The following is a 23,582-nucleotide window of genomic DNA, read 5'->3' on the forward strand; positions in this document are numbered from 1 at the left end:
TCAAGACCTCGCGCAGCGCGTGGTTGCGCTGCGGGGCGTCTTCGGTCATGAAGGTCAGGGAGGGAGCGCGGCGCCTGAGCCGGTCGAAGCGACGAAGGCCCGCTCCTCGTCGCTCACATCGCTGGGATAGGGTTGACGTGTTATACTGAAATCATACCACGTGTATCTCTGAAATGCATAACAGGCTCTAGCCTCTGCAAGGAACAGGAGGGCACACGACACAGAAACGATGGTGCTTAAAGACCAAGTATTCACGACAGTAGACCGGATCAGCTGGAGGACAACACTCGTATGTATAGACGCGGTATACAGGACCGTAGCAGTATGTACCTGGAAACCGATCGCAGTCACAGTCGCAGATGTGTTGATCATACTCGTTTCGTAGACAGGAACAATTGCAATGAGCGTAGATTGGTGATAGGTGTCTTAGTCCGAGGGCAACCCCGACAAAACCAAAAGCGGTTTTTACAAATCTACGCCGCAATAGCGAAAACGAGCGCCGTGCTTGCTCGACACTTCCTTGTGACGTTAGTGCGCGTTGTACGAACTGAATCACGCGCAGCGCCCGGTGCGGTCCGAGCTTGACGGCGAGATGAGCCCGCATGCGCAAGCCGGTAAATACCTGCACATGTTCGCCTGCGATCTCCACCAGCGTAGGCTCCCAGCTCCAGCCAGGGCGCGCAGTATTCAGCAACGTTTGCATAGCGGGATCATAAAGGCTCCTGGCTTTCAACCAACCCTGAGTTGCGTGCTCGATCTGTCGAGCCAATTCAGTGCACCGTATGCAGTCGCTGTCGAAGAGGAGATAACGTTCCACATCTATCTCCTTGCCATCAGTGCGAATTACTTCTAATCGTTATTGTGTCCTGATTCTATTACTCAACCGCCAGCATGTCTATTAGGGATATACCCTTAATTTGGGGTCAACTGCATATTTCATTCTGGAGGACGCCTCGGTTGCGCATCCGGTCTCCCATATGCGATAATCCGGTGCTGCTGCGCCCAAACCTGCACTGCGCGCCGCGATGACTGGCGCAGTTTGTGCAGCACCCTCTGCACGTGCGCTTCGACGGTCTTGAGCGCCAGCCCCAGCTCTGCGGCGATCTCCCGATTGGTCGCGCCCTCCGCCAGCAGACGCAGAACGGCGTATTCGCGGTCGCTCAACTGCGCCAGGCACCCCGCCACGTCGCGCCGCCAGGCGGCGATGCGCGCCCGCTGCGCGTCACTGAAGGCGCGTTCGCCGTCAGCCGCTTTCCGGATCGCCGCGACCAGCGCCTCGGTATCAGCGCTCTTGGCGATAAACGCCGCCGCGCCCGCCTCCCATGCCTGCACCAGATAGACATCCCAGTCGAACGCGGTCAGCAGCACCACTGCGCACGGCGTCTGTGCCACGATGCGGCGCCCAAGGTCGATCCCGCAGCCGTCGCCCAACTGGACGTCGATCACCGCCACTGCCAGACGCTCGGCTGCCAGACGCGCCAGCGCCTCCGCCGCCGTGCCCGCTTCCGCCGCCACCTGCATCCCGTGGCACGCTTCGATTTCTGCGCGCAACCCGCTCCGCACCAGCGGGTGATCGTCCACCAGCAGTATGCGCACCATCCGCAGCGTCTCCTCCGGCGCCCGATGCGCCCGATACGCTACCTTTCCTCCGGCGTCACAGACGGTCGGAACGGACATTCCACACGCACGTGCGTTCCTCGCCCCGGCTGGCTCTCAATCCTCCATGCGCCGCCGATCAGCGTCGCCCGTTCGGCGATGCCGCGCAATCCATACCGCCCCTCGCCGGCGCCGACGCTGTGCGGATCGAATCCGACACCATCGTCGGCAATCTCCAGCATGAGCGTCTCCCCCTCGACCCGGAGCCGCAGCGTGACCGATTGCGCCCGCGCATGACGATACACGTTGCTCAAGGCTTCGCGCGTGATTGCCAGCACCTGGACGCAGGTCTCTTCCGGCGGATCGACCTCGTCGAGGTCCAGCTCGACCGGAATGCCGGTCAGGCGCGTGAAGGCCTCCGCCCGGCGGCGCAGTCGCTCGCTGAAGGCGCGCTCATCGAGCGGATCGCGCAGGTCGCGCAGGTAGCGGCGCAACCCCTCCCAGGTCTGCACCGCCTGCGCATAGACGCGGCGCAGCGCCGGGCTTTCTCCCTCTCCGGCGCTGCGGCACACGGCGCCTTTGAGCAGCAACACGATGCTGTACATCTGCTGCACCGCGTCGTCGTGGAGGTCGCGCGCGATGCGCAGCCGTTCTTCGGCGGCGGCGCGCTGCGCGGTCAACCGCTGCTGTTCCTCGACCAGGCGCAGCGCATAGGCGCTCAGGATCAGCAACCCGCCGAACATTACGCCATCGAGCGCCAGCGCCGCGCTTACGCGCAGCGGCAGCCGCTGCTGCAACGCCATGCCGCTGTGCCAGGCGACGAGCAGCGCCAGACCAGCCCACACGCCGCGCCGCTCGAAGCGATACGGCAGCATGGCAAGCGCGGCGAAGGTAGAGCGGTACAACGGGGCTATGCCAGCCGCCGCTCGCCAGGTTGAGCAGAAGCAAAGCCACGACGTCGCCGCCGACGAACCAGCGCGCGTGCAGGACGGTGGTCGGCGCCTGCGCCGGGCGCCACGCCAGGATCGTCCAGCCAAGGGTATAGAGCGCAACCAGGAGAATCTGCACGACCAACTGCGGCAGCCGGTCCGCTTCGATCAGAAGACTCTGCGCCAGCGCAACGCCCAGCGCCGCCCAGCGAAACAGCAGCAGCCAGCGCAGCCCGATTTCGCCCTGCGTCAGAAAGCGATGCACCGTCCGCAACGCCCGCATAGGTTCCTTGCCCGCCGGTCAGTCCTCGACCATACTGTACCACACGCGGCAGGCGTTTGCCTTAGAGCCTATCCGAAAAATCGCTGACCAAAGTGCGACCGGGTAGGCGAAGGCAATGCCTTCGCCTACCCAACGAGATTGTCCGGATAGGCTCTTATAGCGCGATCAATCAGGTGGTGCACAATCCTTGCCCGTGGTGACCGTCTTGCAGCTGATGTTGGCTTCGACAGGCTCAGCCGGCTTCGACAGGCTCAGCCAACGCCAGCCGCTCCACAGGCGCAGGCTCGATCATCTAATACTGATACGCGGTCATTTGTACAATATTGCTGGGGCGCTGCGGGGTAAAGCCCTCGCTGAGCAAGTGAAAGCCCCGTCGGGGCTGCTGATGCCAAAGCGCAGTCGTGCGCCCACAACCGCCAACGCATGGTGTGGATCGTTACGCCGTGCGCACCGGGCGCTCGAATGTCTTGTCTGACTGACCGCACGTTCGTATGAGAACATCATCTGGTATCGCCCGGTGAAGCCCGCGCAGGCGGGCCTGGCGCCCGTCGCGCGCGGCTCCAGCCGCCGGGCGTCTGGTCGATCCGCGCGCGACGGCGCTGTCCATCCGGCTGCGCGACGGACGCGAGATGGCGCCGGTGGTGCATGATCGCGGGTTTCTTCTGACAGTCGCGGCGGACCCGCTTCCGTTCGACGTTCGGGTGTTGACTGATGATGTGCAGCTCCTCGAGCGGTTCCGCGCCCCATTGCGCGGATAGGAGGCGCAGATCGCGCCAATCCCGTCGTCTGCACTCCTTCCCCGCACGCAAAGACTCTACTCAATGAAGGGCAGTTCCCCGATAGACGCCCCGATAGCGCCGTGCCGGGATCAAAAGGGAATGATCAAGGATAGTCACGAACAGATGCGCTTATGCGTACACACGTGATGCGCCGCCTGGCGCTGATGGCGCTGATCGTCTCGCTGCTCCTCGTCGTGCCTGCCCCGACAGTCGCCCAGTCACCGCAGCCTGAGCCAGCCGTGACGGTTACAATCAACGGGGAACAACGGACGGTCCGGGTTGGCGAGAGAATCCCGCTGCCAGCCAGTGTGAGGGTTCCTTCTGCTGCGCAGACACGGGTTTGTGACACCGGACACGTGACGATCAGCGTTAAGAGTGCGCCTGGCCCTTAGGAGTTTGATCGAAGAATTACAGACAGAAGTGGCTTTCGATCCAGGATCTGTGTATATCCTCCAGACTGGAACGAGTTGGCAACAGCTCATCGAACGTGAGTTTTTTGGTTACACCGGGCAACCGCTGATGTCAGCAGACTGACATCATTAGTGCGTATCAAGATGATGCGTGCGATGGAGTTCCTTCTCCTGACGTGGATTACACCTTTGTTGTGCGCTTTCCTGCTGTTGTAAGCGATCCTGATCGACTGAGAAACGTTGCGAGCGTCACACTGGTTGATGCAATGCTATCATCCTATCAGGTGACGCTCGGAGGCATGAGCGGACGCGGAAACATTGCAAGCGCCGACGTATACCTCTGCCTTGGAGACAGCGGAGTGGGATTAGCCGGAGGAGTCGACCCTGTCCGCCAGCATCTCAAGCTGTATCTCAAATAGCAGCAACAGATGTGACTCAACGTCCTGCTCTATCATGTATGAAACGGATGTTCGCGTGGACAGAAGGCTTGTGATGATCACCCGTGATAAGGCGTACTTCGGACTTGCAGCGCTGGCATGCCTGATCCAGTCGATCACAAGAGCGTTTCCCTATACGTTGCACGAAAGTCAGGGCTTCTACGTCTTCTGGATCGGTCTGCTGCCGTCCACTTGTGTGTCAGGATCGATAGTGATAACATCATCACGCGCGTTTATCGCCTCATCCCGGTATGCCGCGTCCGCTGTCGTGCTGCGTATGACATCTCTCTTCGTCACGTTGCGGTGGTTTCTGTCCTGACGGTATGTTTCAGTCATCCTTCGTCTGCGCCAGCAATGAACATCGCGCTCCGGCGCGGCATCCCCGACCTGCAACAGGCGCTCCTCACCTTGCTGCAGCAACGCGGCTGGCGCCACGCCCCCGACGCGCCGCTGCTGGCAATGCTGGACGCGCCCTTCGGCTATGCGCCCTTCACCCGACCTCTTTGGTACGGGAACCTGCCCGACTCGCGGTCTTTGCCTGATGATTGCAGAACATGGCGCCGGTCGTCTATAATTTCTTCGGAAAGGGCGCCTTTGCAGGGTCGTGTTTATTTCTGAAAGCGTATATGATCGTCCAGTATCCGCAGACATATCCACCTGTGACTGATGCGCTGTTGCGGGAAATCGTGGCGCGGATCTGTGCTGTCGGCGATCCGATCAAAATTATTCTGTTCGGATCGCGCGCGCGGGGCGATGCCCGCTCTGATAGCGACATTGATCTACTCATCATCGAAGAGTCCCGCCTGCCGCGCTACAGGCGATCAGCACGTTACCTGAGCGCGTTGATCGGATTGTTTCCCGCAAAAGATGTTGTCGTCTGGACGCCCGATGAGGTGGCGCAGTGGGCGAACGTTCCACACGCATTCATTACGACCGCGCTGCGCGAGGGAAGGGTCCTGTATGAGCGATGTCCTTGATCTGGCGCACGGCTGGTTGCGCAAAGGCGATAGCGATCTGGCTGCTGCACGCCTGATCGCAACGAGTAACGGTCCCTATGACACGGCCTGTTTTCACGCGCAGCAGGCAGCGGAAAAGTATCTCAAAGGATTGTTGGCGTTTGCCGGACAGCCAATTCCCTTCACGCATAACCTCGAAGAGTTAGCACACCGTTGCAAAGCGCTCTACCCGACGGTTGACTTTATGGAGGTCGAGCTGACGCAGTTGACCCCTTACGCCATGCAGATGCGGTATGATCCCGACTTCTGGCCCGATTTGGCGACCCTTCAGGAGGCGATTGCGCTCGCTGAACGGGTACGCATCATCGTTCTCTCGCTCGTCCGATGACCTGTATCGCATAGGCGGCGTCGAACTCATCGATGCTCCGTATCACGTTTGGGTGATCGCCGGGCGTCTGGTCGATCCGCGCGCGACGGCGCTGTCCATCCGGCTGCACGATGGACACGAGATGGCGCCGGTGGTGCACGATCGCGGGTTTCTCCTGACGGTCGCGGCGGCAGATAGACGGTATAGGCAGAACTTGCCGCACTGCGCGGGGACGGAGTGAGCATCGTCAGAGCAGCAATAACAAGCGCAACAGCGAGCATCCTGAGAGTGTACTGGCGGAACTTCCCCCGTGACACAGGCGCCTCCTCACCAATGGTTTGGTTAAGCCCTCACATACACCCGGGATTATAGAGAAACTCCGGCAGTATTCGCGCCTCTGTCAGGTGACAATTCCATCTCAAAAGTGAGAGCGGCAAGGGAAGGAACGGCAGGTGGGGGGGATAGGGCGCCAACGCGCTACTTCTGCACAGGCGTATCTCGGAACGTGCAGACGCTGACGACTGACAGCCCCGCTGACGCGGGGCTTCGTGCGATCAGCGCGGGTATTTATGCCCGCGCTGGACGAGGCGCGCCCAGGCGACGTACACACAATGAGCGCCCACAGCGGGGCGCCCCTGCATCTCATAGGCGCAATTTTTTGACAAGCCCTGACGTGGCATCGCCCATTGTGAGCATTAGAATGAATCAACTCCCCCTCTCCAGCGACGCTGGAGAGGGGGCAGGGGGGTTTGGAAGAAAAAGGCTTCGAGGCGCGGAAAACGCGCCTCGCTCCTGAAAAACTCTACACCTGAGAGGAGGGGGCAGGGGGGTGAGGAAAAAGAGCCGCCTCTCCTTACCGATGCACGCCGAGAGTGCGTTCGCGCACACGGAGGAGCGCCTTCGGCAGCCGCACCGTCTCCATACCACGCGGCTGAACGCGCCAGAACGCGCCGCGCGCCACTTCCCAGCGCTCCAGCAGCGACGCCGCGTGCGGGCTGCCGGTCAGTTCGACGTGGCGCACCAACAGCGCACGCACATTGTCTTCGTCCGCCGGGTCAAGCATCGCCAGCGTGACCATTTCGGTGTTACAGCGCGATGGGAACGCGCCATGCTCGTCGTAGAGGTAGGCGATGCCACCACTCATGCCCGCCGCGAAGTTGCGCCCGGTAGGACCAATGACCAGCACCACGCCGCCGGTCATATACTCGCACCCATGGTCGCCGACCCCCTCGACCACCGCCACGGCGCCTGAGTTGCGCACGGCGAAGCGCTCACCGGCGCGACCGGCGGCGAAGAGTGTGCCTCCGGTGGCGCCGTAGAGACAGGTATTACCGATGATCGTGCTCTCGTGCCACGGGTAGCGCGCCTGCGGCAGCGGCCGCACCACAATCTCGCCGCCTGCCATACCCTTGCCGACGTAGTCATTGCACTCACCGTCGATCAGCAGGCGGACGCCGGGCGCCAGGAAGGCGCCAAAACTCTGCCCCGCGCTGCCGCGGAAACTGACCGTGATCATGCCTTCCGGCAGACCCGCCTCGCCGAACCGCCGCCCGATTTCGCCGGAGAGCGTTGCGCCAACCGTGCGATCAACATTCGTGATCGGGTAGTGCAGTTCAACGTACAACTGATGATCCAGCGCGCGCGACGCATCGTCGAGCAACCGCCGGTTCAGTGCGCCAACTTCGATTAATCCATTCCACGGCTGCACGTTGCGGATCGGATCACCGGGCCGGTCGAAGCGCGCCAGCAGCGGCGCCAGGTTGGTCGCATCCGCGCCAGGATGACCGCGCGTAACCTGGCGGAGCAGATCGGTGCGCCCGATAATCTCGTCGAGTGAACGCGCACCGAGCGACGCAAGGATGTCGCGCACCTCCCGCGCTACGTGGCAGAAGAAATTGACCACATCCTCCGGCTTGCCAGGGAACTTGGCGCGCAGATCAGAGCGCTGCGTGGCAACACCGACCGGGCAATTGTTCGTATGGCAGGTGCGCGCCATAACACATCCCTCGGCGATGAGCGCCGCCGTGCCGAACGAGAACTCGTCGGCGCCGAGCAACGCCGCCAGCACCACGTCACGCCCGGTTTTGAACCCGCCATCGACGCGCAACCGCACCCGCCCGCGCAACCCGTTGAGCACAAGCGTTTGCTGTGTTTCGGCAAGCCCGATCTCCCAGTTGACGCCGGCATTCTTGATCGACGACAGCGGTGATGCGCCGGTGCCGCCTGAATGCCCGGAAATGTGAATGACATCCGCGCCGCCCTTGGCAACCCCGGCGGCAATCGTGCCCACCCCCGCCTCGGCGACCAGTTTGACCGATACCGCCGCGCGCGGATTGACCTGCTTCAGATCATAGATCAGTTGCGCCAGGTCCTCGATGCTGTAGATGTCGTGATGCGGCGGCGGCGAGATCAGCGTCACGCCAGGCGTCGTATGGCGGATGCGCGCGATCTCTTCCGACACCTTGATGCCCGGAATCTGGCCCCCTTCACCGGGCTTGGACCCCTGCGCCATCTTGATCTGCAACTCCAGCGCCGACGCCAGATACGCCGGGGTCACACCGAAGCGACCGGACGCGACCTGTTTGATGGTGCTGTTGCGTTCGTCGTGGTAGCGCTCCGGGTCCTCACCGCCTTCGCCGCAGTTGCTCATGCCGCCGAGGCGATTCATCGCAACTGCCAGCGTTTCATGCGCTTCGAGGCTGGTTGAGCCATGCGACATCGCAGCTGTTGAGAAGCGGCGCGCAATCGCCTCGATCGGTTCGACATCATCGACCGGGATCGGTTGCACCGATCCGGCGCTCCGCTCTTCGAGCGGAATAATCTCGAGCAGGTCGCGCAGTTCGGCGGGCGGACGGTCGTGCACGAGTTTGCTGTACGCCAGATAATCGGCGTAGCTGCCGCCGTTGGCGGCGCGTTGCAGCGCGTGGACGACCGCTGGCGAAAAGGCGTGGTATTCGCCATCCTTTTTGAACTTGTAGTAGCCGGGATGCGGCAGCGACGAGCGCCCGGCGAGCGCAGGCAGGCGATTGGAGAACGCCGCCTCGTGATGTTCGAGCACATCGGCAGCCAGTTTGCGGAAGCCATGCCCGCCAAGGTGCGCAGGCACACCCGCAAAACAGCGCTCGATGACTTCGTCCGCCAACCCGACCGTCTCGAAGATCTGCGCGCCACAGTAACTGTCCACCGTCGAGATGCCCATCTTGGACATCACTTTGAGCAGCCCTTTTTCGAGCGCGTGGATGTAGTTCTGCTCGGCTTCATCTGCGAGTTCACCGGCGGCGCGGCGGTCGGGCGTTTCGGAAGCCTTGCCGCGCACCTCATCGCGTTCGATGGCGAGCGCACGCACCGTCGCAAGCGCCAGGTATGGATTGACCGCCTCGGCGCCCATGCCGACGAGACACGCCAGGTGGTGGACCTCGCGCGGTTCGCCGCTTTCGACGACCAGGCTCACCGACGTGCGCAAGCCCGTGCGGATGAGATGCTGGTGCACCGCACCGAGCGCCAGAAGCGCCGGGATTGGCGCGCGCTGTTCATCGACGCCGCGGTCGCTGATGATCAGAATGACCTTATCGGCGGCAATCGCATCTTCCGCCTCACGGCACAGGCGGTCGAGCGCCGCGAGCAAGCCGTGGACGCCATCATCAGCCACGAAGGTCGCATCCAGCGTTGCCGTGGCGAATGCCGGGTCGCTGATATCGCGCAGCATCGCCAGGTGTTCATTGTTCAGCACTGGGCTGGCGAGGCGCAGCAGGTGCGCATGTTCTGGCGTTTCGAGCAACAGATTGCCGCGCCGGCCGAGGCTGAACGATAGGGACATCACCAGTTCTTCGCGGATCGGGTCGATTGGCGGGTTGGTCACCTCGGCGAAGCGCTGCTTGAAGTAGTTGTACAGCGGGCGCGGTCGGTCGGCGAGAACAGCAGTCGGCGTATCGTCCCCCATCGATCCGACCGGTTCCAACCCATCGCGCAGCATCGGCTTGAGCACAACCGCAAGTTCTTCGGCGGTATAGCCGAAAGCGCGCTGCAATTCGCCAAGCAGCGCCGACTTGCTCTCACGCGAGGCGCGGCTTTCCGGCTCGTCCGGTTCACTGACGCGCGGCGCACCGGCAGGCGCCAGCACGCGCATATGGCGCTTGAGCCATTCGGCATACGGTTGCCGGGCCGCGAGCCGACTGCGGATATCGTCGTTCTCCTCAAAGCGACCGGTGCAGAGGTCGGCGGCGATCATCTGCCCGGGACCCACCTTGCCCTTACGCACAATCCGCGACTCATCGATCGACACCGCGCCTACTTCGGAGCCGCAGATCACCAGGCCATCGTCGGTGAGCAGGTAGCGCGCCGGGCGCAACCCATTGCGGTCGAGCGCCAGACCGACCACCTGACCGTCGCAGAACGCCAGCGCCGCCGGCCCATCCCATGGTTCCATCATACCGGCGTGATACTGGTAGAAGGCGCGGCGGGGCGGTGCCATATCGTGCACCCGTTCCCAGGCTTCAGGAACGAGCATCGTCAGGCTATGGCGAATATCGCGCCCGCCCATGACCAGCAGTTCGAGCACATTATCGAGCATTGCCGAGTCACTGCCGCTCGTATCGACAATCGGACCGATTGCGGCGGCGCTGAGCGCCATCGCTAGCGGGTCGCCATCGATGGATGCTTCGATCAGCGTCATCTGTTGGGCTGACGCGGCGGCGCGACGCCACTCCGCCTCGCGCGCCTGCATCCAGGTGATGTTGCCGCGCAGGGTATTGATTTCACCGTTGTGCGACAGCATGCGGAACGGCTGGGCGCGTTCCCAGGTAGGGAAGGTGTTGGTTGAGTAGCGCTGATGATACAGTGCAATCGCCGTTTCGTACAGCGGATCGCGCAGGTCGTCATAGAACTCGGGCAATGCAGGCGCCACCAGCAACCCTTTGTAGACCAGCGTCCGGCTTGAGAGGGAAGGAATAGAGAACCCCTCCAGGCGATGGGCGCGCGCTTCGGCTTCGATGGTGCGGCGAGCCAGGTAGAGCGCGCGTTCATAAGCATTCGGCGCCGTATGGTTATGCGGCGGACGGGCAATCAACGCCTGCTCGATCACCGGGCACGACTCACGCGCACTGTCGCCGAGCGCATCGAGCGAAATCGGAACCGAACGCCACGCCAGCAGTGCCATGCCATAGTGGGCAAGGATCTGTTCCACCACGCCGCGCGCTGTATTGCGATGCCCTTCGTGCTGCGGCAGGAAAAACATGCCAACGGCAAGGTCCTCAACCGGGTAGCGAATGCCGCGCATTGCCAGTTCGCGGGCAAAAAACGCGCGCGGGATCTGCGTCAGGACGCCAGCGCCATCACCGCTCTTTCCATCAGCCGCCACGCCGCCGCGGTGCGCCATTCGACCGACAGCCGTCAGCGCATACGTCAGGATCGCACGACCCGGTTCACCGCTCAGGCGGGCAACGAACCCAATGCCACAGGCGTCGTGTTCGAAGCGCGGATCGTACAGGCCGCGCACCTCTGTTTTTGTCTGTTGATCCATCGTGTCTGTCACCTTGCTCCCTGACATGGCGTACACAAAACCAGCGCTCCACGATCTTGGGGGAGCGACACTGCCGTTCGCAGATGCTGAGTCTGACGGGATGGCCTGAATAATGCGCGATTTTGCCGCTTCGAGAAGCGTACTGCGATCAGGTGATATGTATGCGCCAGCGAGCAACAGCAACAGCGGGGGCGTTGCTGCGTCTGATACACCAAACGCCCACAGCACACACTCTCCAATCGAGCAGGCTGCGGGCGTCGTTGCAATCCGCAAAATCAGGTTAAGGGTTACTATAACGGCTCAGAGGCGATTTGTCAAGCCGTTAAAGGTGACCGTCACCGCGCCGTGTTGGAGCGACCACCCGCGATATGCCCGCACCCAGGGAGAAGGGCGGACACTCCCGGGCAGCCGCGCGTGGTGACGGTCACCTGGGGTCGCCCGCTCACTCCGCCGTGCTGGAGAGCGGCTTGCCGGTGATCGCGCGAACCGTCTCCGGCTCTGGCATCTTGTGGATATCCGGGTAAGCGACCGTCCCATGCTCGCCGATGTCGAGGCCAAGATCCTCCTCTTCGGGCGACACGCGCAGACCCATCGTGCGCTTGAGGATGAAGAAGAGCAGGAAGCTGGTCAACGCACACCAGGCGCCAATCGCCAGCACGCCGACGAACTGGGCGATGAGCAACTGAGGGCCGCCGCCAGCAAACAGACCGACTGTCCCGGTGTTGCCTTCGATCGTCGCAAACAGCCCGACCGCCAGCGTCCCCCAGACGCCATTCACAAGGTGAACCGGCACCGCGCCGACCGGGTCATCGATCTTGAGCGACTCCATCCACTTCATCGAGATGACGTAGAGCGGACCGGCGACCAGACCGACGATGACCGCATCGAGCGGACGCATATAGGCGCACCCTGCTGTAATCGCCACCAAGCCGGAGAGCACACCGTTGAGCGTTGCGCCGAGTTCCGGCTTGCCGCTCTTAACCCAACTGGTAATCATCGCGCCCACAGCGCCAGCCGCAGCAGCCAGCGTGGTGGTCACCGCAACCAGCGCAATTGCGTCGGCATCGCCCTGTGACTTGAACGCCAGTTGGCTGCCAGGGTTGAAGCCATACCAGCCGAGCCAGAGGATGAAAACGCCGAGACCGGCAAGCGCTGCGCTGTGACCGGGAATCTCACGCGGCGTGCCATCGGGACCGTAGCGCCCCATGCGCGGACCCAGGAGCCAGGCGCCCATCAACGCCGCCCAACCGCCAACACTGTGAACCACCGTCGAACCGGCGAAATCGGTGAAGCCCCAGTCGCCAGTGGTTGTCGGGTCATAGTCATTGAGCCAGCCGGCGCCGCTCCACACCCAGTGAACAACGACCGGATAGATGAGCACCGAGATCACGACGCTGTAGATCAGATAAGCGCTGAACTTCGTGCGTTCAGCCATCGCGCCGGAGACGATTGTCGCTGCCGTTCCGGCGAACACGACCTGGAACAGCCAGACGGCGAGCGTCGGCACGCTCCCCGCTTCGCGCACATCACCCAGGAAGAACTGATCAGAACCAAAGAAACCGCCGACGCTGGCGCCGTATGCGATCCCCCAGCCCACCATCCAGAACGCCAGCGCGCCAACACAAAAGTCCATAAAGTTTTTGAACATGATGTTGATCATGTTCTTGGACCGCGTGGACCCCGCTTCGACCAGCGCGAAGCCCGCCTGCATAAAGAACACCAGGAACGCCGCAATAAGCAACCACATGGTGTCGGTGACCACGCCCATTTCCGCGATAGCGGGGTCAATCTCCTGGGCGAAGGAGGTGCCGGTGGTGCCGATCAACAGACCGGCAAGCGCGCCGATGCCGAGCATGAGTTTTGTTCGTCGCCTGACCATACCTGACCTTTCTCCTGTGTAGATGAGGCTTTATACGTCCTGACCAATGCAGAATGCAAAATAATCCTGCGACGCGCGCGGGCGCAGGATGCTGCTTCGTTGCACCGGATTAGGCTCGTGGGCTTACGATATGCTGAAGAGTACGACAGAAACAGCGCTCAGGCTACGTCCAGTTCGTATGAAATATCCGGTTTCGTTTTTGTTTATTTTACACAATTCATGCTTATATGTGAGATTATATCTGATCACAAACCTCGTATAGAATGAACATACACGCCGGTAAGGACATTGCCATGCAACATCCCTACCAGCGTGATTGAGAGCGAACGAACAGCAGGAGGCTTATGCGTCGAAATACATGAAGAACTCGTAGGGGTGTGGTCGAATCGCCACCTGGATCAACTCGCGCGAGCGCTTGTAATCCAGGTAGGTTTCGATCACATCAGGCGTAAACACACCGCCTTCGAGCAGGAACGTATGGTCGGCTTCGAGCGCATCGAGCGACTCCGCCAGTGAGCCGGGGGTTCCGCGAATATGCGCCTTCTCCTCCGCCGTCAATTCGTAGATATCGACATCCAGCGGCGGCGGCGGCTCGATTCGGTTCTTGATGCCGTCGACGCCTGCCATCAGCATCGCGGCGAACGCCAGATATGGGTTGCAGGTTGGATCGGGCGCACGGAACTCAATGCGCCGCGCTTTGGGCGAGTCCGAATAGGTTGGAATACGAACCGCCGCCGACCGGTTCCGCTGCGAGTAGACCAGGTTGATCGGCGCCTCGAACCCCGGCACCAGGCGGCGGTAGGAGTTCGTCGTCGGCGCGCAGATTGCCAGCAGCGCCGGGGCATGGGTCAGAATACCGCCAATGTACCAGCGCGCCGTGTCCGAAAGGAGCGCATATCCCTTTGGATCATAGAAGAGCGGCTGCCCTTCCTTCCAGAGGCTTTGATGGCAGTGCATACCGCTGCCGTTATCGCCAAAGAGCGGCTTGGGCATGAACGTAGCGGTCAGGCCGAACTCGCGCGCGGTGTTCTTGACGATATACTTGTATTTGATGAGTTTGTCCGCCATACGCAGCAGCGAGTCGAACCGCATGTCGATTTCGCACTGACCGGCAGTGGCGACTTCATGGTGATGCACCTCGACTTCGATACCTGCCGCCATCATGTTGAGCGTGATCTGCGAACGGACATCCTGCAACGTATCGAGCGGCGGGCAGGGGAAATAGCCCTCTTTGTAGCGCGGACGGTACGCCAGGTTCTTGCCGTGCCGATCGGCGCCGCTGTTCCAGATGCCTTCGTCGCTATCGAGGAAGTAATAGCCAAAGTGGCTGCCCTGATCGAAACGCACATCGTTGAACAGGAAAAACTCGGCTTCCGGACCGAAATAGGCGGTGTCGGCGATGCCGGTGCTGCGCAGATACTCTTCCGCTTTCTTGGCGATGAAACGCGGATCGCGCGTATAATTTTCGCCGGTGATAGGGTCGCGAATATCACAGATCAACGCCAGCGTTGGGATTTTCAGCATCGGGTCGATAAATGCCGTATCCGGGTCAGGAACAACAAGCATGTCACTCTCGTTGATTGCCTGAAAGCCACGGATCGACGATCCGTCGAAGCCAATGCCTTTCACAAAATCATCTTCTGTCAGTGCGCTGGCGGGCAGTGAAAAGTGCTGCCACGTGCCCGGGATGTCAATGAAGCGGACATCCACCATTTTGATGTTATGCTCCTTGATCATCGCCAGGACATCTTTTGGTGTCATTCCCATGGGGTCTTCCTCCTGAAATGATGTGCTCCATGCTGTTAACAACGTACAACGCAGATAACGGTCGAGGTCATCCGCGCTGCACCATTGCATGACATGCACTAGAAATGTTCAATGCTCCGATTATAGGTATTGGGAGGCGTTTGCGGTAGGGCGACTCGGTACGAAGATCGGCGGAAATAGTTTGGATGGAATAACTAAACGAGGGGGTAGGGATGAGGGATGAGGGGGTAGGGGGTAGGATTCACTTTCTCTTGCACTCTACACACCTTTCCCACTCCATCTTTCTTGCTGGCAATAGTTCACGCAGCGCCGAACGCTTCCGCCTTCTCGCCTGCCCACAAGGGTGGATTTTCCAGATGTGCAGCGCGTTTTCGTCGTCCCGACGCCCGTTTTCCCCGCATCGCCCCAACCCCCTTCTCCCACAAGGGAAGAAGCAGGCGTTGGGGCGAGGCGGCGCCCCCTGCGCTGAGCCTGCCGAACCGCGCCCGCACCGGCGTCCGAATGCCCTCAAGCAGGCGATTGAGTCGAAGGGCTTGACAAAAACGCTACACCTGTACGCTTCCCGCATGCTCCCTTCCCGCCTGCAACGTTCCGCGTGCTGCTCGTCTCACCGTGGCGTAACACCATGTCCGGCATGGATCGATGACAGATCAATGCCGCCGCCGCGATAGACCATGCCGCCGTCGAACGGGTTTTCCGCCAGGAAGAGGGGCGTATCCAGGTCCACAAAGGAGAAGCCGCCCTGACCGGCAGCAAAACAGGCGGAGACGGTCATTGTCAGGAACGACTCGACCATGCCGCCGATCATCAGACGCAGACCGGCAACACGCGCGACGGCGACAATATCGAGCGCTTCTATGATGCCGCATTTCATCAATTTGATGTTGATTACATCGACTGCGCCGGTCTGTGCCAGCCGCGCAACATCCACGGCGCTCGCGGCGCTTTCGTCGGCGGCGACCGGCACACGCCGCGCGGCGGTCAGGCGATGTAGTCCGGCTTCGTCATCTTTTGCAACCGGTTGCTCGAACAACACCGGAACGATGCCGTGAACGCTCAGCATGTCGAGCAGCCTGAGCGCATCATCGGCGGTATAGCCGCAATTGCCATCGAGGATGAGGCGCGCCTCCGGCGCCACATCCCTGACCGCAACGATCCGCGCCAGGTCGTGTTCCATTGTGCGGATCGTCGTTGTTTCCGGGTCGCCGGAACCGATCTTGATCTTGATCGTTGTGACGCCCCGCGCGGCAATCGCCTGCGCCGCGCGCGCCGCCGCCGCCACACTGCCGGTGGTAACGGTCACATCGGTTTCCAGGGTAGTTGCCACGCCGCCGAAAAATGCCCAGAGCGGCAGGCGCGCGCGGCGCGTCAATGCATCAATGAGCGCCGTTTCAATGGCGCAACGCGCCGAGCCGGTCATGCCGGCAATGGCAGGAAGCGCCAGCGCAATCCGACGCCATTCGCGCACGTCGGCGCCTTCGATCATCGATTGCCCCGCCAGGATGGCCGCACGCGCCGTCTCCTGCGTTTCACCGTTGAATGCCGGAAATGGCGCTGCTTCGCCGTAGCCGCGCGTTCCATCGGCCAGTTCGATGGTGACCAGCAGGTTGCACGCTATGTCCTGTACGCCGCCAGCAATACCAAAGGGTTCGTGGAGCGGAATGTCGAGTGGTGTTACAGTCAGGGAACGAATGGTTGTGGGTGTGGTCATGGGTGTGCTGTGCCTCGCTGCTGAGCGTACATATGCAGAGATCATAAGTATACTCGATGGGTTGGGGTTAGGGGTGACGAGAACCGAGAACTGAGAACTGAGAACTGAGAACCGAGAACTGAGAACCGAGAACTGATACCAATGCGCGGTCATTCGTGCCATACTGCCGGGGCGCTGCGGGCGAAAGCCCTCGCTGAGGACGCAGTTCGACCATGCTCACTGCAGGCAGTTCGACTGCGCTCACCGCACGTGCAAGCCCCGCTGGGGCTGCTGATGCCAGGGCGTTGTGGATCGGTACACCGTGCGAACCGGGCGCGCGAACATCTGGTCTGACTGACCGCACGTTCGTGTGAGAACCGAGAACTGATACCAATGCGCGGTCATTCGTGCCATACTGCCGGGGCGCTGCGGGCGAAAGCCCTCGCTGAGGACGCAGTTCGACTGCGCTCACCGCACGTGCAAGCCCCGCCGGGGCTGCTGATGCCAGGGCGTTGTGGATCGGTACGCCGTGCGAACCGGGCGCGCGAACATCTTGTCTGACTGACCGCACGTTCGTGTGAGATTATCCGGGTTGGGTTAATCGCTCGATGAGAACCAGGAACCATTCACCTTTGCGCCTTCGCGCCTCCGTGTGATCACAAAGTGGTACATTATGCTGGTCTGGTATGTTGCGACGGGAGAATGGGATGATCGACCTCGACGACCTCCTGGCGGCTGGCGGGCGGCTGGCAGCGCCCCCGGTTGCGCGCCGTTTCACCGGTTTTTCGTATGACTCGCGGCTGACGGGTGCGGGGGAATTGTTCCTTGCGCTTCGCACCCCACGCAACGATGGTCATGCGTATATCGCCGATGCGCTGGCTTCCGGCGCTGCTGGCGTCGTCTGTGAAACCCCGCCGACGGTAAGCGCCACAACTACGGTGATTATCGCCGATGACCCGGCGCTGCTCGCAGCACGCTGGGCATCCGCCCGGTTGCGCCAGGTTGCGCCGCTGGTCGTCGGTGTGACCGGCAGCGTCGGCAAAACATCGGCAACCCGCGCCATTGCTGCGGTTCTGGCGGGCATTGCACCGACATTCCGCAGCCGCCGCGGTTTCAATTCGTTGATTGGGCTACCGGTGTCGCTTGCGCGTCTTCGGGATAATCACTGCTTCGCTGTGCTGGAATATGGGACGGCGTATCCCGGCGAACTCCAGCGCCTGACGGCGCTGTTTCCGCCGCATGTGGCGGTGATGACATCCGCCAGCCCAATGCGTCTGTCGGCATTTGGCTCGGTGGCCGGGCTGGTGCGCGAGTTTGGGACGCTGGCTGCAGCGTTGCCCGACGACGGATGGGTTGTGCTCAATGGCGACGATCCGGCGGTGGCGGCGCTGCGCGCGATGACCCACGCTCAGGTGCTGACATTCGGAACCGGCGCCGGGTGCGATCTGCGTGCGGAGGTGCGCCGGTATGGTCTCGACGGCGCCCACATACGCCTGTTGTATCGCGGCGCGTCGGTCGATACCGTCATTCCGCTGATCGGCGAACCGGCAGTCGGCGCGGCGCTGGCGGCAGTAGGCGCAGGGCTGGCGTGCGGGATGAGCCTGGAGCGAGCCGCTGCACGGCTGACGCACGTCGAGCCGCCTGCGGGTCGTCTGCGTCCGCACCCGGTGCGCAACGGCGCACTGCTCCTTGACGATACCATCGGCGCTGAACCGGCGGCGATGCTGGCAGCGCTGCGCACCCTGGCAGCGCTCCCGGCACAACGCCGGATTGCAGTGCTGGGAGACCTCCCTGCCGACAGTGACGATCCTGACGCAGGGGGCGACATGTACGCGGCTATCGGCAGACTCGCAGCGCAGGTCGCCGATGTGTTGGTCTGGAAAGGCGATGCCGGAACGCCGGTAATCCGCGCAGTGCAACGGCTGCGCCCCGATCTGCCGGTGACAGTCGTTCACACGATCACGGCGGCGCTCGACGCCATTCCCTCGGACCTTGGCGCAGGCGATCTGATCCTGGTGTGCGGCGGCGCTGCTGCACGCCTGGAACGCCTGGTTGCAGCACTGGTCGCTCCGTCGGTGAACGTTGCGCAGGCGCTGGTTCGTCAGGATGCCGGATGGCGTGCGACGCGCATCGCCGATCCCGACCGCCCGACGTGGGTGCGGATCGATCTGGACGCGATCCGCGACAATGTGCGCGCACTGCGCGCGATTGCCGGTGTGCCACTCATGGCGGTGCTCAAGGCGGACGCCTACGGTCACGGTGCGGTGCGCGCCGCGCGCGCTGCGCTGGCTGGCGGCGCAACAACGCTGGCAGTGGCGACGCTCGGCGAGGCGCGAACCCTGCGGGAAGCCGGGATCGGCGCGCCCATTCTGGTGCTCGGCTACACCCCGCCATGGCAGGTGGCGCACGCGGCACGACTGGGTGTCGCCATTACTGTCTTTGATCCGGATACTGCCCGCGCATGCGCCGCAGCGACAGAGACCGGGTTGAACATCACTGTGCACATCGAGGTGGATACCGGCATGGCGCGTACCGGACTGAGCGTTGAGGAGTTGGGACCGTTTTTGCAGACGCTTGCCGCTATGCCGGGTGTGCGCGTCGAGGGATTGTACACCCATTTTGCCGATGCCGACGCCGCCGACCTGAGCGCCGCAGAAGCGCAACTCAACCGCTTTTGCGCAGCACTGGAAACAATCACATCCGCTGGCTTGCGCCCGCCACTCGTCCATGCCGCCAACAGCGCAGCACTGTTGCGTCTGCCGGCAGCGCGATTCGACATGGTGCGCCCTGGTATTGCCTGCTACGGTCTCGCGCCTTCACCATCGACGCCGCTGCCGCCGGCGCTGCGACCGGCGCTTTCGTTCCATGCCGAAGTGGCGCAGGTGCGTGACCTTCCACCTGGAACGCCGGTGTCGTATGGCGGAACATTCGTGACCCGGCACGCCTCCCGCATTGCAACGATCCCGGTAGGATACGCCGATGGTCTACGGCGGGCGCCGGCGTGGCGCGCGGTGCTGGTGCGCGGCCAGCGTGCACCAATCGTCGGGCGAATCTGTATGGACTATGCGATGATCGATGTCACCAACATTCCTGGCGTCCAGCGCGGCGACCTCGTCACGCTGATTGGCGCACAGGGCGATGAGCGGATCACGGCTGACGAGGTTGCCGGGTGGCTGGGGACGATCAGTTACGACGTGGTGGCGACGATACTGCCGCGGGTGCCGCGGGAGATTCTGGAATAAGCCGCGTTTTGCAGTTCAGGGAAGAAGCGTCAACGAGACGACGGTCAACTCGACGGCGCCGCCACCCCGCGCACGCCGGGCGCAGTCAATCCCATTGCTATCGAACACGAGCGATTGCCAGTAGTGCAGGTTTTCCCAGTTTGGGCGCAATCCCCATTCGTAGCGAACCTGTTTGGGATATCCCGATTGTGGATCGAACAGAACCTGCAGGTGCGTGGAAACACGACAGGTGCACTGAAGGGACGAAGGGTAACAGAGGCCAGCAGGTTGGCCAAGCTGCTTCACCCAACTGAAGAGGCGGGGCACTGTCCAGATCGGAGGTTGCGCACACTGATTGAGGTGCACCATCTGCACGCGGTCGTCGCGGATTTCGAGATCCTGTTCGCAGACGCCGGTGCGCGTCCGCTGCCGAATGACGATCCGGTAGTGATTGCGAGGCTGCGCGTACCATATCTGCTCAGCGCGCATCTGTTCGTCGCGCGCTCCAGATATGTTCGTTCCGCTGATCAGGGCGAACATGACCGCCAACGAACCAGCAAGCGCCAGCCCCACCGTTGCAAAAAGCAGGCGCAACCTCATACACGCATCATTTCACGAGCAACAGCGCTGTTGGAGGCAGGTCTGCTGCGCCCTACCCTATGCCGAGGTACGCATGCTGGACAAGTTTATTCTCACGCAGCGCGTTTGCGGTATCTGCCAGAACGATCTCCCCCGTTTGCAGCACATAGCCGCGATGGGCGATTGCCAGCGCCATGAGCGCGTTCTGCTCCACAAGCAGGATCGTCGTTCCCTGGGCGTTGATGTCGCCAATGATGCTGAAAATCTGCTCGACCAGCACCGGCGCGAGACCCATCGACGGCTCATCGAGGAGGAGCACCCGTGGACGACCCATCAATGCCCGTCCGATCGCCAGCATCTGCTGTTCACCGCCGGAAAGGGTGCCGCCGCGCTGGTTAAGACGCTCATACAGACGCGGGAACAGGTGAAATACCCGCTCCATATCTCTAGCAATTTCAGCTTTGTCGTTGCGGAGAAACGCGCCGACTTCCAGGTTCTCGCGCACCGTCAGGCGTGGAAAGATACGGCGCCCTTCCGGCGACTGAATGACGCCCATCTCGACGATCTTGTGCGGCGGCAGGTGATCAATCCGTTCGCCTCTGAACAGCACCTCGCCCTGCCTGGGTTTCAGCAGCCCCGAAATCGTGCGCAAGGTTGTGCTCTTGCCGGCGCCGTTCGAGCCGATCAATGTGACAATCTCACCCTCTTCCACCGAGAGTGAGATCCCTTTCAGGGCGTGGATGCTGCCGTAGTAGGTATGGACGTTTTTGAGTTCGAGAAGTGGCATAGAGAACCAAGAACTGAGAACCAAGAACTGAGAACGATGGGTGAGGGGTTCGAGCGCCTGCTTATCCTCAGCGCCTTCAATCCCCACAATTTGCCGGCGACCAGCCCTCCCTCCTGCTCCCCGGGAGCGCAGGCGTCTTGCCGGCATGCGGGCGCGACCAGCCTCCACCTGCGACCTTCAACCCTCCCCCTTTCACCTTTCCACATTCACCATCAACCTCCCACCTGTTCCACCCCATGGGCGGCGGCGCCCTTGCCCAGGTAGGCTTCGATCACGCGCGGGTTGGAGCGGATCTCGTCGGGAAGTCCTTCAGCAATCTTGGTGCCATAGTCGAGCACGGTGATCCGCTCTGAAATCGTCATCACCACCCGCATATCGTGTTCGATCAAAACGACGGTGATACCCAATTCATCGCGCAGCCGCCGGATCAATTCCGTCGCCTCGGCGGTCTCCTGCGGGTTCATGCCGGCTGTCGGCTCATCGAGCAGGATCAGTTTCGGCGACGATGCCAGCGCCCGTGCAATCTCCAGGCGACGCTGATCGCCGTAAGGAAGATTGCGCGCCAGTTGATTACGCTGATGATCGAGATTGACGAACTTGAGCAACTCGCGTGCACGGTTGAGCGACGCTCGCTCTTCGGCGCGAACGGCAGGAGTGCCAAAGAGAATCTGCCACAAACCGGCATTCAGACGCGTATGCATGCCCACCAGCACATTCTCGAGCACAGTCATCGCATTGAACAGACGAATGTTCTGGAACGTCCGGCAGATGCCCAGCGCCGTAATCTGGTCGGGACGCAACCCCGTGATATCCTTGCCATCGAAGACGATCGTCCCATTCGTCGGCTTATAGATGCCGGTCAGCACGTTGAAAAACGTCGTCTTCCCGGCGCCGTTGGGACCGATCACGCTGACGATGCTGCCCGCCTCAATCGTGAGCGATACATCGTTCACTGCCGTGAGGCCGCCAAACTGCTTGGTCACGTTTTTTGCTTCCAGAAGCGCCACAACAAACCCTCTCACCCTTCAGCGCTTTGTGCGGACTCTGCGACCTGGGACACCTTCTTCGACTCGGGCGCCGGCTCGGGCTCGTCGTGGTGCAACTCCTGGCGGCGACGATCCTCCGGCAGCAGGCCTTCGGGCCGGAAAATCATCATGATCACGAGCAGCAACCCGAAGAGCAGGCGCTGATACTGCGCCGGGTCGAACCACGACGGGATCGGCACGCCGCGCCGCTGGAGCGCCGCCAGTTCACTGGCGATGCGCGGCAACAGTTGCAGGTCAAGCAGCGTGACAATCACCGCGCCGAGCATCGTGCCGGGGATGCTCCCCATCCCGCCGAGAATGACCATCGATAGAATGCCGATCGACCGCAGCAGATCGAAGGTCGGCGGATTGATGAACGTCTGCAACGCGCTGAAGATCACCCCCATCGTGCCCGCAAACGACGCACCAACGGCGAACGCCAGCAGTTTCATCCGCACCAGCGGAATACCCATTGCAATTGCGGCGGTTTCATCCTCACGAATGGCCGTCCACGCCCGCCCGATGCGCGAGTCGTTCAGCCGATGAACGACGAACACCGTAAGCGCGAGCACCAGCAGCACCAGGAAATAGAAATAGAGTTGGTACTCCTGCAACCGCGAAACCGTAATCCCCAGCGACTGAAACAACGGCTCGATGAACAACGGCGGCCGCCCCACATCTTTGATGCCCTGTGCACCGTTCGTGATATTGATCGGCCGGTCGAGGTTCGTCGCCAGCACGCGGATCACCTCACCGAGACCGAGGGTGACGATCGCCAGGTAGTCGCCGCGCAGCCGCAGCACCGGCAGACCGAGGAGCACACCGAAAAAAGCGCCGACCGCCAGCCCGATCGCCAGGAAGAGCCAGAACCACGACCCATGCAGCGGTTCCATACCCGGCACGATATTGGAAATCTGCGGCGTACTGAAGATGCCCCACAGATACGCGCCAACCGCAAAGAACGCCACGTACCCCAGATCGAGCAGACCGGCAAACCCGACCACCACATTCAGCCCGAGCGCCAGCGCGGCAAACATGCCCGCCTTGGTGACCACATCGATGTAGAACGGGTTGAGCACGCCAAAGATCGGCATCACAACCGCCAGCAGGATGGTGCCAAGCGTCAGCTTGAACGCCAGCATGGTCGGCGCGCGGTAGATCACGAACATCAGCAGCAGGAAGAGCACAACGACCATGTCGGCGCCGAGTCCGGTTGTCGGGTTGAGGAGCAGCAACGCCGACACAATGGCGGCATACGCCAGAGTCAGCACATACGGCGCAGGACCGCGCCCCGCCATAGCGCGGAGTTGCCCCCAGAGCGACGCCGATTGACCAACCTGCCGATTGTCTGCTGTCATA

General features: G+C 61.9%; 17 protein-coding genes. 6 read left to right on the forward strand and 11 right to left on the reverse strand.

Going from position 1 to position 23,582, the window contains the following annotated elements:
• Positions 1 to 936: 936 nt before the first annotated feature.
• Together AC3EA7_RS10820 and AC3EA7_RS10825 are read right to left on the reverse strand one after the other, a co-directional pair.
• A complete protein-coding gene (locus AC3EA7_RS10820; RefSeq protein WP_488614064.1) occupies positions 937 to 1,677 on the reverse strand; it encodes a response regulator in 741 nt (246 codons plus the stop codon).
• Positions 1,638 to 2,501: a sensor histidine kinase gene (locus AC3EA7_RS10825; protein ID WP_488614065.1), complete on the reverse strand. Its 864-nt coding sequence runs from the start codon at positions 2,499 to 2,501 to the stop codon at positions 1,638 to 1,640. The genes AC3EA7_RS10820 and AC3EA7_RS10825 overlap by 40 nt, the downstream gene beginning before the upstream one ends.
• A gap of 7 nt (positions 2,502 to 2,508) precedes the next feature.
• On the opposite strand from AC3EA7_RS10825, the gene AC3EA7_RS10830 reads away from it, so the two are divergent.
• From AC3EA7_RS10830 to AC3EA7_RS10850, 5 genes are all read left to right on the forward strand, one after another.
• A complete protein-coding gene (locus AC3EA7_RS10830; RefSeq protein WP_488614066.1) occupies positions 2,509 to 2,895 on the forward strand; it encodes a hypothetical protein in 387 nt (128 codons plus the stop codon).
• A 1,594-nt stretch (positions 2,896 to 4,489) separates the two neighbouring features.
• A complete protein-coding gene (locus AC3EA7_RS10835; RefSeq protein ID WP_488614067.1) occupies positions 4,490 to 4,753 on the forward strand; it encodes a hypothetical protein in 264 nt (87 codons plus the stop codon).
• A gap of 35 nt (positions 4,754 to 4,788) precedes the next feature.
• Positions 4,789 to 5,052 (forward strand): hypothetical protein, encoded by a 264-nt coding sequence (locus AC3EA7_RS10840; protein ID WP_488614068.1) that lies wholly within the window; start codon positions 4,789 to 4,791, stop codon positions 5,050 to 5,052.
• Between the two features lie 8 nt (positions 5,053 to 5,060).
• Positions 5,061 to 5,411, forward strand: coding sequence for a nucleotidyltransferase domain-containing protein (locus AC3EA7_RS10845; protein WP_012120435.1), 351 nt, complete (start codon positions 5,061 to 5,063; stop codon positions 5,409 to 5,411).
• Positions 5,395 to 5,778 carry a HEPN domain-containing protein gene (locus AC3EA7_RS10850; protein ID WP_488614069.1) on the forward strand — a complete coding sequence of 128 codons (384 nt, stop codon included), beginning with the start codon at positions 5,395 to 5,397 and terminating at the stop codon, positions 5,776 to 5,778. The genes AC3EA7_RS10845 and AC3EA7_RS10850 overlap by 17 nt, the downstream gene beginning before the upstream one ends.
• Here the strand turns inward: AC3EA7_RS10850 and AC3EA7_RS10855 are convergent.
• From AC3EA7_RS10855 to AC3EA7_RS10875, 5 genes are all read right to left on the reverse strand, one after another.
• Positions 5,753 to 5,917 carry a hypothetical protein gene (locus tag AC3EA7_RS10855; protein ID WP_488614070.1) on the reverse strand — a complete coding sequence of 55 codons (165 nt, stop codon included), beginning with the start codon at positions 5,915 to 5,917 and terminating at the stop codon, positions 5,753 to 5,755. The genes AC3EA7_RS10850 and AC3EA7_RS10855 overlap by 26 nt on opposite strands.
• Before the next feature lie 693 nt (positions 5,918 to 6,610).
• A complete protein-coding gene (gene gltB, locus AC3EA7_RS10860; protein ID WP_488614071.1) occupies positions 6,611 to 11,275 on the reverse strand; it encodes a glutamate synthase large subunit in 4,665 nt (1,554 codons plus the stop codon).
• Positions 11,276 to 11,717: 442 nt separating this feature from the next.
• Entirely contained in the window at positions 11,718 to 13,154 is a 1,437-nt protein-coding gene (locus AC3EA7_RS10865; protein WP_488614072.1) for an ammonium transporter, read from the reverse strand.
• Positions 13,155 to 13,496: 342 nt separating this feature from the next.
• The gene (gene glnA, locus AC3EA7_RS10870; RefSeq protein ID WP_488614073.1) at positions 13,497 to 14,921 is read right to left on the reverse strand and encodes a type I glutamate--ammonia ligase; all 1,425 of its coding nucleotides are present in this window, start codon (positions 14,919 to 14,921) and stop codon (positions 13,497 to 13,499) included.
• A gap of 607 nt (positions 14,922 to 15,528) precedes the next feature.
• A complete protein-coding gene (locus tag AC3EA7_RS10875; protein WP_488614074.1) occupies positions 15,529 to 16,632 on the reverse strand; it encodes a dipeptide epimerase in 1,104 nt (367 codons plus the stop codon).
• A gap of 686 nt (positions 16,633 to 17,318) precedes the next feature.
• On the opposite strand from AC3EA7_RS10875, the gene alr reads away from it, so the two are divergent.
• Entirely contained in the window at positions 17,319 to 19,853 is a 2,535-nt protein-coding gene (gene alr / locus AC3EA7_RS10880; protein ID WP_488614075.1) for an alanine racemase, read from the forward strand.
• A 15-nt stretch (positions 19,854 to 19,868) separates the two neighbouring features.
• Here alr and AC3EA7_RS10885 read toward each other — a convergent pair whose 3' ends face one another.
• The 4 genes from AC3EA7_RS10885 to AC3EA7_RS10900 all read right to left on the reverse strand — a co-directional run bounded on the left by AC3EA7_RS10885 (position 19,869) and on the right by AC3EA7_RS10900 (position 23,581).
• Positions 19,869 to 20,432: a hypothetical protein gene (locus AC3EA7_RS10885; protein ID WP_488614076.1), complete on the reverse strand. Its 564-nt coding sequence runs from the start codon at positions 20,430 to 20,432 to the stop codon at positions 19,869 to 19,871.
• Positions 20,433 to 20,484: 52 nt separating this feature from the next.
• On the reverse strand, positions 20,485 to 21,198 hold the full coding sequence (locus tag AC3EA7_RS10890) for an ABC transporter ATP-binding protein (RefSeq protein WP_488614077.1): 714 nt from the start codon (positions 21,196 to 21,198) through the stop codon (positions 20,485 to 20,487).
• 212 nt (positions 21,199 to 21,410) lie between these two features.
• A complete protein-coding gene (locus AC3EA7_RS10895; protein WP_488614078.1) occupies positions 21,411 to 22,181 on the reverse strand; it encodes an ABC transporter ATP-binding protein in 771 nt (256 codons plus the stop codon).
• 35 nt (positions 22,182 to 22,216) lie between these two features.
• Positions 22,217 to 23,581, reverse strand: coding sequence for a branched-chain amino acid ABC transporter permease (locus AC3EA7_RS10900; protein ID WP_488614079.1), 1,365 nt, complete (start codon positions 23,579 to 23,581; stop codon positions 22,217 to 22,219).
• Position 23,582 lies beyond the last annotated feature (1 nt).

The organism is Roseiflexus sp., from assembly GCF_057785375.1.

Coding starts and splice junctions, on each gene's coding strand:
- gltB (WP_488614071.1), bottom strand. CDS start 11,275: ATGGATCAACAGACAAAAACAGAGGTGCGCGGCCTGTACGATCCGCGC.
- alr (WP_488614075.1), top strand. CDS start 17,319: ATGATCGACCTCGACGACCTCCTGGCGGCTGGCGGGCGGCTGGCAGCG.
- AC3EA7_RS10865 (WP_488614072.1), bottom strand. CDS start 13,154: ATGGTCAGGCGACGAACAAAACTCATGCTCGGCATCGGCGCGCTTGCC.
- AC3EA7_RS10900 (WP_488614079.1), bottom strand. CDS start 23,581: ATGACAGCAGACAATCGGCAGGTTGGTCAATCGGCGTCGCTCTGGGGG.
- AC3EA7_RS10845 (WP_012120435.1), top strand. CDS start 5,061: ATGATCGTCCAGTATCCGCAGACATATCCACCTGTGACTGATGCGCTG.
- AC3EA7_RS10840 (WP_488614068.1), top strand. CDS start 4,789: ATGAACATCGCGCTCCGGCGCGGCATCCCCGACCTGCAACAGGCGCTC.
- glnA (WP_488614073.1), bottom strand. CDS start 14,921: ATGGGAATGACACCAAAAGATGTCCTGGCGATGATCAAGGAGCATAAC.
- AC3EA7_RS10835 (WP_488614067.1), top strand. CDS start 4,490: ATGATCACCCGTGATAAGGCGTACTTCGGACTTGCAGCGCTGGCATGC.
- AC3EA7_RS10830 (WP_488614066.1), top strand. CDS start 2,509: ATGCCAGCCGCCGCTCGCCAGGTTGAGCAGAAGCAAAGCCACGACGTC.
- AC3EA7_RS10820 (WP_488614064.1), bottom strand. CDS start 1,677: ATGTCCGTTCCGACCGTCTGTGACGCCGGAGGAAAGGTAGCGTATCGG.
- AC3EA7_RS10875 (WP_488614074.1), bottom strand. CDS start 16,632: ATGACCACACCCACAACCATTCGTTCCCTGACTGTAACACCACTCGAC.
- AC3EA7_RS10890 (WP_488614077.1), bottom strand. CDS start 21,198: ATGCCACTTCTCGAACTCAAAAACGTCCATACCTACTACGGCAGCATC.
- AC3EA7_RS10850 (WP_488614069.1), top strand. CDS start 5,395: ATGAGCGATGTCCTTGATCTGGCGCACGGCTGGTTGCGCAAAGGCGAT.
- AC3EA7_RS10885 (WP_488614076.1), bottom strand. CDS start 20,432: ATGAGGTTGCGCCTGCTTTTTGCAACGGTGGGGCTGGCGCTTGCTGGT.